This window comes from Methylomonas montana (genome assembly GCF_030490285.1).
Classification (GTDB): Bacteria; Pseudomonadota; Gammaproteobacteria; order Methylococcales; family Methylomonadaceae; genus Methylomonas; species Methylomonas montana.
This window is the reverse complement of record NZ_CP129884.1, coordinates 1,932,429-1,948,297: the sequence shown is the minus strand read 5'-3', so window position 1 is coordinate 1,948,297 and position 15,869 is coordinate 1,932,429. Positions and strand designations below refer to the sequence as shown.

General features: G+C 51.1%; 15 protein-coding genes. 8 read left to right on the top strand and 7 right to left on the bottom strand.

The features are described 5' to 3' along the window. Positions 1-4: 4 nt before the first annotated feature. Entirely contained in the window at positions 5-1,318 is a 1,314-nt protein-coding gene (locus QZJ86_RS09090; RefSeq protein WP_301938331.1) for a YihY/virulence factor BrkB family protein, read from the bottom strand. Between the two features lie 634 nt (positions 1,319-1,952). Between QZJ86_RS09090 and QZJ86_RS09085 the strand changes: the two genes are divergently transcribed. After that, positions 1,953-2,441: a septal ring lytic transglycosylase RlpA family protein gene (locus QZJ86_RS09085; protein WP_301938330.1), complete on the top strand. Its 489-nt coding sequence runs from the start codon at positions 1,953-1,955 to the stop codon at positions 2,439-2,441. Positions 2,442-2,516: 75 nt separating this feature from the next. On the opposite strand, the gene shc is transcribed toward QZJ86_RS09085, so the two are convergent. Then, positions 2,517-4,481, bottom strand: a complete 1,965-nt coding sequence (shc, locus tag QZJ86_RS09080) for a squalene--hopene cyclase (RefSeq protein WP_301938329.1) — start codon at positions 4,479-4,481, stop codon at positions 2,517-2,519. A 401-nt stretch (positions 4,482-4,882) separates the two neighbouring features. Between shc and QZJ86_RS09075 the strand changes: the two genes are divergently transcribed. Further along, complete coding sequence (locus QZJ86_RS09075; RefSeq protein ID WP_301938328.1) at positions 4,883-5,605, top strand: Crp/Fnr family transcriptional regulator; 723 nt, start codon at positions 4,883-4,885, stop codon at positions 5,603-5,605. Positions 5,606-5,726: 121 nt separating this feature from the next. On the opposite strand, the gene QZJ86_RS09070 is transcribed toward QZJ86_RS09075, so the two are convergent. Further along, on the bottom strand, positions 5,727-6,077 hold the full coding sequence (locus tag QZJ86_RS09070; protein WP_301938327.1) for a hypothetical protein: 351 nt from the start codon (positions 6,075-6,077) through the stop codon (positions 5,727-5,729). A gap of 530 nt (positions 6,078-6,607) precedes the next feature. Between QZJ86_RS09070 and QZJ86_RS09065 the strand changes: the two genes are divergently transcribed. Next, positions 6,608-7,297, top strand: a complete 690-nt coding sequence (locus QZJ86_RS09065; RefSeq protein ID WP_301938325.1) for a Crp/Fnr family transcriptional regulator — start codon at positions 6,608-6,610, stop codon at positions 7,295-7,297. Positions 7,298-7,449: 152 nt separating this feature from the next. Here the strand turns inward: QZJ86_RS09065 and QZJ86_RS09060 are convergent, their stop codons facing one another. Then, positions 7,450-7,818, bottom strand: a complete 369-nt coding sequence (locus QZJ86_RS09060; RefSeq protein WP_301938323.1) for a DUF4870 family protein — start codon at positions 7,816-7,818, stop codon at positions 7,450-7,452. Positions 7,819-8,197: 379 nt separating this feature from the next. Between QZJ86_RS09060 and mgtA the strand changes: the two genes are divergently transcribed. Both mgtA and QZJ86_RS09050 read left to right on the top strand, forming a co-directional pair. Beyond that, a complete protein-coding gene (gene mgtA, locus QZJ86_RS09055; RefSeq protein ID WP_301938322.1) occupies positions 8,198-10,792 on the top strand; it encodes a magnesium-translocating P-type ATPase in 2,595 nt (864 codons plus the stop codon). Between the two features lie 278 nt (positions 10,793-11,070). Then, on the top strand, positions 11,071-11,631 hold the full coding sequence (locus tag QZJ86_RS09050) for a PRC-barrel domain-containing protein (RefSeq protein WP_301938321.1): 561 nt from the start codon (positions 11,071-11,073) through the stop codon (positions 11,629-11,631). A gap of 309 nt (positions 11,632-11,940) precedes the next feature. Here QZJ86_RS09050 and QZJ86_RS09045 read toward each other — a convergent pair whose 3' ends face one another. Then, on the bottom strand, positions 11,941-12,099 hold the full coding sequence (locus tag QZJ86_RS09045) for a hypothetical protein (RefSeq protein WP_301938319.1): 159 nt from the start codon (positions 12,097-12,099) through the stop codon (positions 11,941-11,943). Between the two features lie 125 nt (positions 12,100-12,224). On the opposite strand from QZJ86_RS09045, the gene QZJ86_RS09040 reads away from it, so the two are divergent. Genes QZJ86_RS09040 through QZJ86_RS09030 form a run of 3 tightly spaced genes read left to right on the top strand, consistent with a single transcriptional unit; the run spans position 12,225 to position 13,676 of the window. Further along, a complete protein-coding gene (locus QZJ86_RS09040; protein ID WP_301938318.1) occupies positions 12,225-12,632 on the top strand; it encodes a BON domain-containing protein in 408 nt (135 codons plus the stop codon). Positions 12,633-12,647: 15 nt separating this feature from the next. Next, on the top strand, positions 12,648-13,169 hold the full coding sequence (locus tag QZJ86_RS09035; protein ID WP_301938316.1) for a hypothetical protein: 522 nt from the start codon (positions 12,648-12,650) through the stop codon (positions 13,167-13,169). A gap of 39 nt (positions 13,170-13,208) precedes the next feature. Then, positions 13,209-13,676: a ferritin family protein gene (locus QZJ86_RS09030; RefSeq protein WP_301938314.1), complete on the top strand. Its 468-nt coding sequence runs from the start codon at positions 13,209-13,211 to the stop codon at positions 13,674-13,676. Between the two features lie 442 nt (positions 13,677-14,118). On the opposite strand, the gene QZJ86_RS09025 is transcribed toward QZJ86_RS09030, so the two are convergent. Beyond that, positions 14,119-14,922: a glycosyltransferase family 2 protein gene (locus tag QZJ86_RS09025; RefSeq protein WP_301938312.1), complete on the bottom strand. Its 804-nt coding sequence runs from the start codon at positions 14,920-14,922 to the stop codon at positions 14,119-14,121. Then, on the bottom strand, positions 14,897-15,610 hold the full coding sequence (locus QZJ86_RS09020) for an LpxL/LpxP family acyltransferase (RefSeq protein ID WP_301938310.1): 714 nt from the start codon (positions 15,608-15,610) through the stop codon (positions 14,897-14,899). Before QZJ86_RS09020 ends, QZJ86_RS09025 begins: the two co-directional genes overlap by 26 nt. Between the last annotated feature and the right edge of the window lie 259 nt (positions 15,611-15,869).

The window sequence follows — 15,869 nt, the reverse complement described above, 5'->3', positions numbered from 1 at the left end:
AAGTCTATATGTCCTTTAACAAACAGTTGTGTTCGGAAGCTTCCCGGTTTTTTGTAAAATTATCGACCGCAGCGATTATCAACGGTTCTTGATGGCTATCCGGCAATTGATTTTGCCCGCACTGCTCAAGCGCATTAAGCACAAAACTAATCGTCAATATATTGATATCCATTGCCGGCAAATACACTTCATAGAAATTATATTGATCTTTCAACTCGACAATAAGCTGGCTGGCGATTAATTTCAATAAGACATCCTGGATAATCTCGATGGGTATCGCCAATTTCTCGGCAATTTCCACAGCGCTTAAAGGCGTATTCAATCGACTAAAGTTTTTAGCAATCAAATGCATGATTTGTAATGCAATGACTTTTTTCAGATAAAAACTTAAATTTGAAAATCGGTTATTATTTCGGTAGGTTTGATAGTTCTGGATAAAAAAAGCCAGCTCGCAACCGAATAACACTATCATCCAACAGCTTTGCAACCAAACCACAAATAAAGGTAAGGCGGCAAAACTGCCGTAAATGGCGTTATAACTGGATACGCCAATCTGTAAACTTAAATAAGCCCACTGCAAAAGATGGTAGCTTACCCCGGTAACCATCCCGGCGACGATGCCGGCCCGGTAGTTTATTTTATGATTTGGCATAAAAATAAAGGTAAAGGCAAACAAGCCTGTCATCAGCAATACCGGCGAAAAACTCAGCGCCTTAATCACCAGCCAGGTACCGAATTCCGGTAATTCTATCGCGGTGATCAACCAGGTTATCTGCGTTTCCACAAATACGGTAATACTGCTGGCAGCTATCAGTAACACCGGCGCCAGCAACATCAGCGACAAATAATCGCTAAATTTTCGCCCCAGCGCACGGCCTTGCGCGATTTTCCAGATGTAATTAAACGACTCTTCGATATTGCCGATCAAGCTGATAACCGTCCAAAACAACACCACAATACCGATACCGGCAACCACTTCGCCTTTGGTATTTTCCAACAGATTTTGGGCAAAACCGATTAACTGCAATATCAGAGAGTCCTGATTTGGGGCGCGCTCCAGCAATTGTTGCTCCAGCATGGTTTCTAACCCAAAACCCTTGGAAATTCCGAATAACATGGAAATAACCGGTACTATCGATAATACGCTATACAAAGTTAACGCCGATGCTCGCAACGGGCACAGATCACGGCGGAATCCCTGCAAAGACAACAGCGTTATTTTTATGGCCTTGATTATTTTTTCTTGAAATAGCGGCAGTTTGTTCTCGTGTAACAGCCAAATATCTTCTTGAATAAAATTAAATAATTTATGTCCCATGGCTTGATCCGGAAGATCGAAATAACAGCTAATTAAAAATAGGTTCCCTACCAACAGTATATGTTGAAAATACTGGATTTATGGATAATAAAATTAGCCACCTGCTAAACTTGCTTTTCGGCTTCACCCGAATACAAGCTTTCAATCAGCTTTCTTTCGTCTTGGGTAAGCAGTATCCAGGAATATTTTTGTGCGGAACGGCGCTGTTCGGATAGCCGTGCCAGGCGCCGATCGGACAGGCGTCTTTCTTTCGCGCGTCTAATATCGTCTCTCCTATCGCTGTTCGGCCAGGCCAAATATGCATGCTTGATATTTTCCACCCATTCCCGTGAACCGAATGGCTAGGGGATTTGCCCCCTATCGGCTAAACGCCGGCTTAAAAGGACGACCGGCGCGATGCTGTTCGTGATTCATGGGTATTCATCTCCGCTCCTTTCCTGTATTTGCTAAAAGCCTCGAGGCCTCGTAAATCGAAATCAGGCGGCATCGTCTTATTTGTTTATCGTGCTCACTTCGCGCGCGTGGTTCTGTACGCCAGAGCACATTAGCGGCAACTAGCGATTAGTGCGCTAGCGTACAGACCTGAACAGGGATTCAGCGCATCTTTAACACGGAATCAGCCAGGAGAATCGCTATGATCCTACAACAAAGTTATTTAGGTTTTTTAGCCGTTATGATGGCCACTTTACTGGCGGTTTTCGGCTGTGATTCGGATCGCTCGCCCGAGCAAAACAGACAAGAAGCACCGGCGCAAGAAAAGGCTGCCAGCACAAACACTCGCAAGGAAGTCGGCGAGGCCTCATGGTATGGGCCGGGCTTCCATGGTCAGGAGACCGCCAGCGGCGAGACCTTCAACCAAAAAAAGCTGACCGCCGCCCACCCTAGTTTGCCGATGGGCACCAAAGCCACCGTCACCAACCTGGACAATGGCAAAAAAGTCGAAGTCACCATCAACGACAGAGGCCCGGCAGCGAAAGAGGATAGAGCCATCGACCTTTCCAGCGCTGCGGCAAACAAGCTTGATATGAAAAAAGACGGCACGGCCCAAGTCAAAATCGAGACTAAAACTGCCAAGAAAAAACCGTCGACCACCGGCAAAGCCAAATTGGCGTCAATTCCTTAAATCGAAAATTCGTTGTTCCGAGGGTAGAATTTTTCTCCCCACGTTGTGGCTATGAATAAGGGAGCACAAGCGCAACTAGGCTGAGGATTTTTGGGCGTTACGATAACGCCCCAAGGCCCACAGCGGGAAGAATTTGTCGTAACCGTGGTATTTCAGGTAAAAAAACTTCGGAAAACCTGGCGCGTTGAAACAGTCGTCGTGCCAGAAACCATCCGCTTGTTGATTTTTTAGCAGATAACTCACGCCGTCGGCGACTTCCTGACAACCCATTTCTTCTGCCGCCAACAATGCCAGCACGGCCAAAGCCGTATGAAATGCGGTACTGGATTCAAATTCACCGCGAATCTTAGAATCGTGATAACTAAAATTGCCCTCACCCCAGCCGCCATCGGCACGTTGTTTGGATTTCAACCAAGCCACCGCGCGACGCACGCTGGCGTCGTCCGCGGCAACGCCAGCCGCTGCAAATCCGAGTAATACCGACCAGGTACCGTAGATGTAATTGGTGCCCCAGCGCCCGAACCAGGAACCATCGGCTTCCTGCTCAGCGCGCAAATAGGCAACACAGCTGTCGATTACGTCGCTGTACTCCAACTGCTGCGCGCCCAATTTGCCCAATAGCATGATGCAACGGCCGCTAACATCGGCAGTTGGCGGATCGAGCAGCGCGCCATGATCGGCAAACGGAATTTGGTTTAAATAATAATGATCGTTGTCGGCATCGAAAGCGCCATAGCCGCCGTTACGCGATTGCATGCCGGCAATCCAGTTCGCGGCCCGCTGGATATTCTCGGCAAACGCCGGCGTGTTGGCTTGCAGCATCGCGTATGCCACCACGGCGGTATCGTCGACATCGGGATAATAGCTATTGCCGAACTGGAAAGCCCAACCGCCGCCAGCCAGACCGGGACGCTGAATTTGCCAATCGCCCGGCTCGTCGCGTAACTGTTTGTCCGCCAACCACCTCAAGGCCAATTGAGTGGCTTGGCGGCTGCGACTATCATGATCATGGATATCGACTTCTTGCAGAGCCAGTACGGCCAAACCGGTATCCCAAATCGGCGACACGCATGGCTGGCAGTAGACGGTATCGTCTTTCACCACTAGCAATTTATCGATAGCCGCTCTGGCGATTTGCCGTTTTTCGTTGTCGACCGGGATGCCGAGGTAATCCATCGCCTCATAAGCATTGACCATCGCAGTAAATATTGCTCCCAGCCCATCATAACCATTCAAACGGGCCATAAACCATGCAGTCGCTTTGGCGGTGGCCTTGCGCCGGACAAAGCCGGGTATCAGAGCTTCCATCAATCGGCCAACCTGATCCAGCATCAGAACGGCCTTGCCTAGCGGCGTTTTGACGTGGGAGAAATACTGCTTCTCCTGGTCGGGCGCGGTTACGAACAATTCGGCAATGCCAATTTTATGCGGGTTGCGCGCTTTGACCCGGTAAGTGCAGAGTATCGACAATGGCACTATCACCGTGCGCGACCAATAGGAGACTTTATCCAGATGAAACGGAAACCACTGCGGTAGCAGCATGATTTCCACCGGAATAAACGGCACTGCGCGCCATGGCACTTGCTGAAACATAGCCAGCATGATGCGCGTAAACACGTTAGCCTTGGCCGCGCCGCCCTGTGCTAGTATCCACTCGCAGGCTTTCCGCATATGCGGTGCATGCTGGCTGTCGCCGGCCAATTTCAACGCATAATAGGCTTTTATGGTGCAACTAAGGTCGCCCGCACCGCCTTTGTAAAGTGGGTAACTGCCGTCGACGCTGGCTTGGCTGCGCAGGAAATTGGCGATTTTAGCTTCCAACGGCGTATCGATTTCGGCCATATAGTGCATCATCAGGATGTACTCGGCTGGAATCGTACAATCTGCTTCCAGCTCGAATACCCAATACCCCGCCTGGTTTTGTAAACCCAGAAGCTGAGCTTTGGCTAAATCAATCGCCCTGTCCAGACTTAAGGTAACAGAGTTCGTAGCGGTATCGCCAACATCCGAACTGGACAGTGAGGAGTTTTCTATTAGCATGATTTCAGGTCCCTGGTTTCACTGCTCTGGTAGGATTTGCAATAGGCGTCTGAATGGGTTCAAAGACGATTAAAAAAAACCGCCGCAACTTAAAAAGGTTGCTGCGGCGAGTGGCACGCATGGTCATGGAGGCCCTGGAAAGTGAAGATTGATCCGAGGGTTTAGCTAAATAGCCTTTTTACCCGGATCGTAAATGGACAGCTTAATAGCCGCCCCAATCCTGGTCTGTACGTTATCGAACATAAGCCTGTTTATTACTGGTCGGCCTTATCATGTAAGGCCCTATTGCTCTGTTCCATAACGCACAGAGCGTAATTTTATTTATCAGTACAGTTTGGGTATAAACTAGCCCCTAATTGATGGAGCCAATCCGTGTTTCCCGATAATTGCAAAGGCAGCCGATGACCGACCTCGACCATCCGCAACAAAACCATTTGCTAAACGCTTTGCCGATAGCCGAGTACGAGCGATTATTACCGCATTTGGAGTGCGTCGATATGCTGCTGGGAGAAGTGATTTACGAATCCGGCGACGAACTGCGCTACGTCTATTTCCCCACCAATTGCATCATTTCATTGCTGTATGTCATGGAAAACGGTGCATCGGCGGAAATTGCCGTGGTCGGCAACGACGGTATCATCGGTGTGGCATTGTTCATGGGCGGCGGCAGCATGCCGAATCGTGCAGTGGTGCAAAGTGCCGGTCATGCTTATCGCTTGCGCGGCCAACTATTGATGCAGGAGTTCAATCGTTACGACGCTTTGTTACACCTGTTGCTGCGCTATACCCAAGCCTTAATTACGCAAATGGCGCAGACGGCTGTATGCAATCGGCATCATTCGGTGGATCAACAACTGTGCCGCTGGCTACTACTGAGCCTGGATCGACTACCAACAAACGAATTGAAAATGACCCAGGAGTTGATCGCCAACATGCTGGGCGTGCGCCGCGAAGGCGTCACCGAGGCCGCCGGCAAATTACAGCTAGCCGGATTGATACATTACAGTCGCGGCCGCATTACCATACTCAACAGGAGCGGCCTGGAAGAAAGGGTTTGCGAATGCTACCACGTGGTCAAAGCCGAAGCCGACAGACTTCTCCCCCCCCCCCCCGGAATTAGTTAATGAACATCAAGGCAGCTAGTAAGAGAGGTGATTTTTAGAGGCTGCCATCAGGCCAAAAAAGCCGGTTGTTACCGGCTTTACTGATGTGTTTACAAAATAGTCCTTTATTTTTAGCGATTTCCTATTGCCCGTTGACCTTTTCCAGCTGCATTTCCACTATACCTTGCTCAACATTGGCTATGCCTTCTGGCAGATTGCCGGCTTTAGCGGCTTTTATCGCGGCTTTTAGCTTGGCGTTAGCCCGTTGCAGACGAATGGAGCTGCCTTTCTCGTTTTGTTCTTTCAATGCTTCCCAGGCAATAGTCGTACTATCAATAAAGGCTTGGGTGTCGCCTTTTTTACCTATCTCCAACGCATTGTTGGATAAGGCAATCAGATTAGTGAAGCTTTCGTTCATCGGACTGCCGGCGGCATGCGCGGCGAAGGAGCCGAAAGACAACAGCAATGCCATTAAAAAGTGTCTAATTTTCATAAATTTACCCTGTGTATAAGTTCTATAAAAGGCGCAATATGGCAAATGTCGGTGGCTTACAAAAAAGCTGTTCTAGAATTGGCATTGCGCTCTGAAACCGCGACGATCGAACTATCATTAATAAAAGCCCTCATCCCGGTTGCTGGGTGATTTCACCTAAGCTGTTGCTAGCTTACGGAAATGCATCGCCCTAGTCTGTACGCCAGAGCACATAGGCTTAGCCCATCCCAAATTTATCTTGCGGGCCCTATCAGTTGCCAGGCAGGGCAATGATTCGGCATGGCCCGCGAAGTATCGCCTAAGTGCGCTAACATACAGACAATAACAGCCTGATTCGCTAATCTGACAACCAAACCAGTGGGCGCATGTCTCTCTGGACCGCCGCCAGCATCGCAATGAGCAGTTTTTCAAACCTTTTAGCCTGCCTGGCATTACAAAAACCTCGCCGGAGAGCGCCCGTGTCGTCCATACCAGCAGTTCCCGCGGCCAACCGTCTCCTTGACGCCCTACCCGCTTCGGATCAAACACGTTTGCTCGAACGCTGCGAGCCAGTCGAACTCGCCTTTGCCGAAGTGCTCTATCTTGCCGGTGCACGAATTCCGCATGTTTATTTTCCGACAGGCAGTTTTATTTCCCTGGTAACGCCAATGGATGGCGATAGCGGTTTGGAAGTGGGCTTGATTGGCAATGAAGGTATGCTGGGTATCACCCTAACACTGGGAGTAGAAGTCGCGCCGTTTCAAGCGCTGGTGCAAGGCGCGGGTTCCGCGTTACGAATAGCAGTACCCTTGTTTTTGCAGGAACTGGAACGCAGCAGACCATTACAGCTGGAATTGAAGCGCTATTTGTATGTCTCGATGAGCCAGCTCGCGCAAACGGCGGCGTGTAACCGCTTTCATTTGGTAGAAGCACGCCTGGCACGCTGGCTATTAATGACGCACGACCGTGCTCACGCCGACACCTTTCATGTCACCCATATCTTTCTGGCTTATATTCTGGGCGTGCGGCGAGTCGGCATTACTAAAGCTGCGCTTTCCCTGCAGGAACAAAAACTGATCAGCTATCGGCGCGGAGACATTACGATTCTGGATCGCATTGGCCTGGAAGCCGCTGCTTGTGGATGTTACCAAACAGAGAGAGAAACTTACGAACGTATCTTAGGCGGCGAGCCGAAAAACTTAGCCGACGCTTATAAACGCCGAGGGCTAAGCCATTCCTGAACGGTTTAAGTGAATTTCTAAAAATCCCCTCTCCTTGCGGAGGCTGTCGCAAAAGTCAAATGTAGGTTAGGCAGAGCCCAACAAAATCAAAATGTTGGGCTTCATTGTATTCAGACCAACCTTCGAGATTTCTTTAATTTTTAAAGATCCCCTTAACTCAAATCCTGTAAAGACTTCTCGGCAGTCAAATTGGTCCAACCGATGACGATTCTGTAAATCAGCAGCAACAGTGTTGGAACCAAAACGATCAAGCTCAACTGAATATCGAGCATCAATACCAAACCGGACAACGCAAAACCCGCCAAGGTCACCCATACGGTTTTAATCTGCCAGTTGAAATGCGATTCCAGCCAAGTGCCTTTCACATTGCTGCGATAGAAAAAATTAATGGCCACCCCGACTAATAAGGGCAAACCGGCAAACGCAAAGGTCAATACCTGGCATAGATAAACCGTCGCGGTCAGCTTTTTCAGTGCGGCAAAATCGTCGCTGGGTTTTTCGTTGGTGACTCTGGTGTTCATGGATACTTACCTCATCGTGAAGAATTTATCTTTGGCTCTATTATGGAGTCTCTCCAATCAGAACCCGCGTTCGGCGGCGCCAAACTCTATCCCGAACTCTAGCCCCAAAAGGCTTACTCGTCTGTACGCTAGCGAACATGCACCCCCACAGATCAGGGATTAGGGCCGATAATAATTTATCGCGAAAGCGCGTACGCTAACGCACAGACCCGATTCAGCGAGTCGCGTTAACGTTTGGCAGATCAGAAGGCTGTCGGTTCAAGGCGCAAATCGTTATCCTTAGATTGTGCTCTGACTGCACGCTGCCAATGACAAAGGCCTGACTAAGTCCATTTCCTGTAATTTCACGGAACCCGTTGCCAACCCAGCGATAACATTTATGAACAAATCAATCCCAACTAAACCCGCTGCGGGCGACACAGCTTGGTGGCTTTGTTCCGCTTCGCACCTGAGTACGGCTCGCGCCAACGATACCGACGGCTTATCCAGTACCGATGCCCGTACCAAGCTCGCCGAGTTTGGCCCCAATCTGTTCCGCGATCGCCAGCAACAATCGTTACTGCTGCAATTTCTGTCCCGCTTCAAAAACCCGTTGGTAATTCTGTTGCTGGTAGCCAGCGCGATTTCGGCATTTACCGGCGAAATCACCAATTTTGTGATCATTTCAGTCATGGTGCTATTTAGCGTTACCCTGGATTTTGTCCAGGAGCACCGAGCCGGCAAGGCCGCGGAAAGCCTCCGACATTCGGTTTCGGTCAAGGCCAGAGTGATGCGCGACGGCAAACCGTTGGACGTACCGGTGACTGAAGTGGTGCCTGGCGACATCGCCCTGCTCTCCGCGGGCGATATGGTGCCGGCAGACGGATTGCTAATCGAAGCCTGCGATCTGTTCGTCAAGCAGGCGCTGTTGACCGGGGAAGCCTATCCTATCGAGAAACATACTGGCGAATTACCGACCACCGCTACCGATCTGCAGGATGCCACCAATGCGGTGTTTATGGGTACCACGGTGATCAGCGGCAGCGCCAAAATGCGCGTGATTAAAACCGGCACCGCTACTGCAATCGGCACCATCGCCGACAGTCTGACCCGGCAACCGCCGCCAACGGCATTCGAGACAGGCACCCACCGCTTCGGCTTGCTGATCATGCGTCTCACCGTGTTACTGGTGCTGTTCGTGCTGTTAGTGAATGCGCTACAAGGCAAGCCGTGGCTGGAATCATTTCTGTTTGCGGTGGCATTGGCGGTGGGCCTGACGCCGGAACTGCTGCCGATGGTAGTCTCTGTCACCCTGTCGCGCGGCGCGATGCACATGGCCAAGAAACGGGTGATCGTCAAACGTCTGGCAGCCATCCAGAATCTCGGCTCGATGGACGTGCTTTGCACAGACAAGACCGGCACGCTAACCGAGGCCAAGATCAGACTGGAACAGCATGTCGACCCACAAGGCCAGCCCAGCGCCCGGGTGCTGGAACTGGCATATCTGAACAGCTTCTTCGAAACCGGCCTGAAAAGTCCACTCGACGAAGCGATTCTGGCGCACGAAAGCATCGACGTCAGTGCCTGGAAAAAGATCGACGAAGTACCGTTCGATTTCGAGCGGCGACGGGTGTCGGTGTTGCTGGATAAAGGCAATGGCCGCTTGCTGGTGGTGAAAGGTGCATCCGAAGAAATCATCACCCTCTGTACCCGTTATGAGCAACAAGGCAGTGATGCCCAGCTTCCGCTCGACAAGGACAGCCGAGCCCGGATACACGAACAACACAATGCCCTGGAAAGAGAGGGCTTCCGGGTCTTGGGCATCGCCTGGCGCGAAGTACCGCTGGATCATCCGCATGCGGTGGTCGGCGACGAAAGCGAACTGATCTTCGCCGGTTTTGCCGGCTTTCTCGATCCACCCAAACAAAGTGCCGGCGCTGCGCTGGCGGCACTCAAGGATAGCGGCGTGACAGTGAAAATCGTCACCGGCGATAGCGACTTGGTGACCCAGCATGTCTGCGCGCAATTGAACATTCCGGTCACTGGCGTGCTGACCGGCAAGGACATCGCCGAGATGGATGACCACGCCCTGCGTATCCGCGTGGAAAAAGCTAATCTATTCTGCCGGGTCAACCCGGCCGAAAAGAACCGGGTGATCCTGGCCTTGAAAGCGCGCGGCCATGTGGTCGGCTATCTGGGCGACGGCATCAACGATGCGCCGTCGCTGCATTCGGCGGATGTCGGCTTGTCGGTGGATTCGGCGGTGGACGTTGCCAAGGAAGCCGCCGACATGATTCTGCTGGATCAGGATTTACAGGTTCTGCACGACGGCGTGCTGGAAGGCCGCCGCACCTTCGGCAACATTCTGAAATACATCATGATGGGCACCAGTTCCAACTTCGGCAATATGTTCAGCATGGCCGGCGCGGCGTTGTTTCTGCCTTTCCTGCCTATGCTGCCAACCCAGATTCTGCTCAACAACATTCTGTACGACGTATCCGAAGTGCCGATACCCTTGGATCAGGTCGATCCGGAAGAACTGCGCAAGCCGCGGGTCTTGGACATGAACTTCATTCGCAATTTCATGCTGGTGATCGGCCCGATCAGTTCGGCATTCGATTTTTTGACCTTTTACATTCTGCTAACGGTATTGAAAGCCGACGAAGCCTTATTCCAGACCGGCTGGTTCGTCGAATCGCTGTCCACCCAGGTGTTGGTGATTTTCATCATCCGCACCCGTGGCAACCCGTTCAAAAGCCGCGCCCACCCGATTCTGGTCGCCACCTCCCTGTCGGTAATGCTGATCGGCGCCATTCTGCCCTATACGCCGTTGGGGCATTACTTCGGCTTCGTACCGCCGCCCGTCCAGTTTTATTTAATCCTGGCGGCGATGGCGGTGTCATATTTGCTGGTAGTGGAACTGGCCAAAAGAGGTTTTTATAGCTGGCATAAAAAATACGGCAAACCGCGCCGCGCCGACCATCGCTTGATTTGAAGAACTTGGCAATACATCGAAATGGCGACCCATTGCAGGGCTTACCTTGCCCACTTTTCCACACTCGCCACCTGGGCGCCACCCAATTCCAATATCGGCTAACGACTTACCGCATACCAACTTTAACCGCACAGGCATAGCCCGAAAGCAAGTATGTTCGACAGCGCACCGACAGCGCCCGCAGTGTTGGATAAAGTCGGGTCCGAGTTTGCGGAACCTTTCAAAATGTCCAGCCAAACTAGAAACGCACCTATCTTTTTACAAAGTTGGAGAATCGTATGAAAACATTAATGTCCATGGTAGCCATACCTTTTCTAAGCGCGGCAATGGTAGTTCCTGTCTACGCGGATGACGTAAAAGAGAAACAAAAAGACCTTCTCGAAAAACAACAAGAACTCAGTAAAACACAAGAAGAAGTCCATGAAAAACAGATCGAACTCAATCAAGCCAATAAAGAAGTATCCATAGAACGCGCGCAGGAGGCCAACAAGTCGATGCAGCAGGTCAGCCGAGCCAGCAAGATTACCGGTGCCAAGGTAAAAAACACCACGGGAGACAGTCTCGGCGACATCAAAGACTTGGTGATCGATCCGGAGAACGGTCAAGTGGTATACGCTGTGGTTTCCTTCGGCGGCCTAATGGGCATGGGCGACAAGCTGTTTGCCATTCCCTGGAGAGCGCTGCATTGGACCAGCCCCAAGGATTATTACGTCCTCGACTTGGATAAAGACACCTTGAAAAAGGCGCCGGGTTTCGACAAAAAGCATTGGCCGGAAAATTCCGAAAAATGGGAAGAACAACGTGAGGCGCTCGGTCAGTTTTATCGCGTGACGCCTTAATGGCCCCGGCGTCGACAACTGATTAACCTACGAGTTAACGGCATTATCAAGAACAAATCATGCCTGAGTTATTCTCTGCGCTGACGCCAGTTGGCAGGGTAGCGAGTCTGGCTACATATCGTCGGCGATGAAAATCCATATGTCGCGCCAGCCTTGAAAAAGGCTTTCTTTTGCGTCCTCCAGTGCCCACTGTTAGATAGCGTGGGCATTTTTTTCTATTCAGTCGTGAAAAATGGCCATCTAAAATTCAGCCGATTCGGTTGGATTGAAGAGTCGTTAGCGTCGATTTGCAAATTTTCCATGATTTGCTCAACCGACATAATCTTCATAGCGCGGGGGCGGCGTCGCGGTGAAGTTATCGGCAAAGACAATAGCCATACGCTCCAGTCGGCCGGACAATTTTGCAATACCTGCAATGTTTGATAGCGCACCGACACCATTCATCTGTTCCAGTAAATTCCATCCCACAACAGCGTTTTGCTGCTCATCGCAACTGCTGTCGTCATTAGCCGAAGCCAGTCTATCGAAATACCAGGCTTAGTTATATACGGCGCTAACGCTCCAAAAATAAAACACCTTTCAAGGAGGGGATTATGCCAAAACTATTATCGTTCGTTGCCCTGGCTTTAAGCGGCAGTTTGGTTTTTATGACCAGCCCCGCTCAAGCCGAACCATCTTCCTCAATCCAATTGACCGACAACTCGGCGCTGGACAATACCCGGCAAAACCTTCGCGATAAGGACAACATGACCTTAACGGCCGAGGATCAAAAAGAATCCAAAGCCGACCTAAATATCACGGCGCATATTCGCAAAACCGTGCACAAAGACAAATCCCTCTCTATGGATGCGCACAACGTAAAAATCATTACCCGTGATGGCGTGGTGACTTTGCGCGGCCCAGTTGAAACTGAAGCCGAAAGTTTAAAACTACAACTAATCACCCAGCAAACCAAAGGTGTGGTGCAGGTGGATAACCAACTCGAAATTAAAGCGCCTTAGGCGTGGGAGCAAGTCATGACTAAATCAGTTTTTTGTATCGCCCAAACCATTGAACAAACCGAAAGCATTGTGAAACAGTTGAAAGCGGCCAGCTTCGCCAACAACGATATTTCCGTGCTGCTTCCCGATAAAAACACCACCATGGATTTTGCTTATGAAAAACACACCAAAGCACCGGAAGGCGCGGCGGTTGGCGGAAGCGTAGGAATGGGTACCGGCGCGGTGCTGGGCTGGCTGGCCGGTATTGGCACCCTGGCTATCCCTGGTTTAGGGCCGTTTATCGCTGCCGGACCGATTATGGCTACCCTGAGCGGCGCGGCATTAGGTGCGGCCGCCGGCGGGTTGACAGGCGCCTTGATTGGGGTGGGGATTCCGGAGTATGAAGCCGTGCGCTACGAAGGCAAAATCAAGGGCGGCGGTATATTAATCTCGGTGCATGCCGCCAGTAGCGAAGCGATTGACCAGATCAAAGAAATCTTCGGGCATGCGCATGCTGAGGATATTTCTTATACCGACGAAGCGTCCGTACCCACTTAACGTTGAGTGTTACTTAACAGTCCCGATCGAGACCTTAATATGCACAGCGTTGAAACAATCGGCAGATTGCTACAAAATGAAATGGCCGCAGCAGCCACTTATCAACAGCTACTCGATAAGTTTCAAGATGATGGCGGTTTCACCGAATCAGCGTTTTTAACCCCTATTTACGAGGACCATAAAAACGCAGCTTCCGATTTACAAACCCATATCCGCAAACTGGGCGGCACACCGCCCGCCAAATACTCGGGTGTCAGGGAGGCGTGGGCGAAAATAATTCATGGTGGCGCGAATAAACTGAGTAAACAAGCCGCCCTGGACATTTTGTGGCAAGGCGAAAAAAGCGGCGCGGAGGATTATCTGAAGGTACTCGGGAACGCCGATTTGCCTGTATCGATTCGCTGTTTAATTGAATGGAAGTTACTGCTTATCCAAATTTCGCATACCCGGATTTTAGATCGATTATTGGGCGAGACAGAGGCACCTGCTATTAGTTTTTCCGGCTAGTGGCGATCCGATTGGTTAGACAGCCCAGCGCTTCTTGACCTATCGGTAGCCAAATTATCCTGACTTAAAAGACCTGCCGCGAGCGTTGGGCCTTTTAAAGCAGGCTTGTTTTTGATCGATCAAATTTTAATTTTTTCGTAGTAATTCGACGAAATAAATATAACTCACGGTGCCTCCAAAATGCCCCCCGCCTAGTCGGACCGGGCATTCTTTTTCATAGAAATATTTCGGCCAGTCCGAATAGGACAAATCTCATCGGTGGCCGTTGTCTTTCGCCAATTTTATTAATTCGACCAATAAATATACCTAATGCCCTGAAACGGCATAAATGACCATCCAGTTTGACCTTGCCCGCGTTACCCGCCCTTGAGGTAATTTACATAGACGATTCTCTGATTCAGAGACTGGTTCCAGAATCGGACATGAAGGAGATAGACCCTTCCTACAATTTTCGAGGCTCTAGGCGTTGAATCCCACTTAGACTCCGCCACAATCCCGACAGAAAAAAACCTCGGCTAAACAAACGCCAAGCCACCATACGAGTGATACTGACAATGTCCTTCACTGGGCGAAAATAGCTGGGCCGGGCATTTTCGGGATAAGCGGTATGCACCGGCACGAAAGTGCATAGAAAACCAAGCCTGGCGGCTTCGATGATGATCTCGCTTTCAAAAACGAAGCTTCGGTTACGGCTCGGATTGAAACTGCAGAGCCGGATGAGTTGCGCCGGATATACGCGGAAACCTGACTGGCTATCTTCAATTGCTTGGCCTGACGCCCAGGCGATCCAGAAGTTGGCGAAACGGTTTGCACGATAGCGGGCCGTTGGAATCACCTCGCGATTCCAAAGACGCGAACCAATCACCAGCCTGTTCGGATGAGCTTGAGCGGCCATCAAGAGCTTCGGAATATCGGCCGGATCGTGCTGCCCATCCCCGTCCATGGTTACGACCCCCTTCGCGCCGAGATTCAGCGCCGCCTGCATGCCACTCCACAGGCTTGCCGCCTTCCCCATGTTCTCGGGATGCTGTAATAAGGTCACCGGCATATTAGAGAGTTTTTCCACCATGCCATCGCTGGAACCGTCGTCAACCACAATCACCGTGCCGAAATATTCCAGAGCACCCTGGACCACTTCGCGGATGGTGGCGGATTCGTTATAAGCCGGGATTACCAATATGTATTCGCCTGTTCCGGTCATGCCATAGTCGCCTTGGATTCTATTCGTCCGGCTGCCAAAAATCATAAAAATTAAACCAGTTGTAAGGTGCCAGTCGGCAGTAATGTTCCAGACGGGTGGCATAGGCTTGCATGATGCGTTGGACGGCAGCGCCCCGCTCGTGTCTGGAAACTCGCTGCGGATCAGCCAGGTGTTCGAACCTCACCTCGTAGCGACCGTCGCCCAGGTGCAGGCAGAAAAACAAAACCAGCGGCATATCGAGAATTTGAGAGAGTAAGGCAGGAGCCTCAGGGAACCAGGCCGGTTCGCCGAAAAATTCGCAGCGAATCCGCTTACAGGCACTCACACTACGGTCTCCCAATAGCGCGATGATGCCGCCTTGGCGCGCGTGTTCATCGAGTCCGAACAAGGATCCTGTATCGCCCATATAAATAATGTCTTCGAAAAGCGATGGATTCAATTTCTTATATACACCAGCAATACGGGGCGTGCCCTCTCCGTAAACCAAAGCCTTGATACGATACCCACTCCCCAACGCCCCCACTGCTCGAGCAATCTCGAAGCTGCCGAGATGAGCCCCTACCAGTAGACAGCCACGGCCGGATTGGGCATAACTATCCAGCACTTTCAGGCCTTGGATGCGAATATCCAGTCTCTGGCCCTGCCCGGCAAAGATGTAGAGTCGATCCAGTAGCGTGCTGGCGAAAGTATGGTAATGCCGGAACACCTCTGTCCAGCCGCAATCACGACCCAAAACCCGCCTCAGAAAGTCGACGGAGGCTGTATGGGTGCGACACGAGAAAACAACGAAATAGGCCGTAATTGGGTAAAGTAGGAGACAGGATAGCCATCGCCCACCTCGCAGAGCAATCCAGTTGATCGTGTTCAACCAGAATAGATTGCTCCGCTCCGGTAACTCCAACCAGGCCTGTCTCATGGGACTGGGATATAAAAGAGGTCAAAGGCCGGTCGGCAGCCCTGTCCTTGCATAGATATCCCCTTGAACTTGGCGC

Excerpts from the sequence above, each read along its gene's own strand:
- QZJ86_RS09090 (WP_301938331.1), bottom strand. The coding sequence starts at position 1,318 with ATGGGACATAAATTATTTAATTTTATTCAAGAAGATATTTGGCTGTTA.
- QZJ86_RS09085 (WP_301938330.1), top strand. The coding sequence starts at position 1,953 with ATGATCCTACAACAAAGTTATTTAGGTTTTTTAGCCGTTATGATGGCC.
- shc (WP_301938329.1), bottom strand. The coding sequence starts at position 4,481 with ATGCTAATAGAAAACTCCTCACTGTCCAGTTCGGATGTTGGCGATACC.
- QZJ86_RS09075 (WP_301938328.1), top strand. The coding sequence starts at position 4,883 with ATGACCGACCTCGACCATCCGCAACAAAACCATTTGCTAAACGCTTTG.
- QZJ86_RS09070 (WP_301938327.1), bottom strand. The coding sequence starts at position 6,077 with ATGAAAATTAGACACTTTTTAATGGCATTGCTGTTGTCTTTCGGCTCC.
- QZJ86_RS09060 (WP_301938323.1), bottom strand. The coding sequence starts at position 7,818 with ATGAACACCAGAGTCACCAACGAAAAACCCAGCGACGATTTTGCCGCA.
- mgtA (WP_301938322.1), top strand. The coding sequence starts at position 8,198 with ATGAACAAATCAATCCCAACTAAACCCGCTGCGGGCGACACAGCTTGG.
- QZJ86_RS09050 (WP_301938321.1), top strand. The coding sequence starts at position 11,071 with ATGAAAACATTAATGTCCATGGTAGCCATACCTTTTCTAAGCGCGGCA.
- QZJ86_RS09040 (WP_301938318.1), top strand. The coding sequence starts at position 12,225 with ATGCCAAAACTATTATCGTTCGTTGCCCTGGCTTTAAGCGGCAGTTTG.
- QZJ86_RS09035 (WP_301938316.1), top strand. The coding sequence starts at position 12,648 with ATGACTAAATCAGTTTTTTGTATCGCCCAAACCATTGAACAAACCGAA.
- QZJ86_RS09030 (WP_301938314.1), top strand. The coding sequence starts at position 13,209 with ATGCACAGCGTTGAAACAATCGGCAGATTGCTACAAAATGAAATGGCC.
- QZJ86_RS09025 (WP_301938312.1), bottom strand. The coding sequence starts at position 14,922 with ATGATTTTTGGCAGCCGGACGAATAGAATCCAAGGCGACTATGGCATG.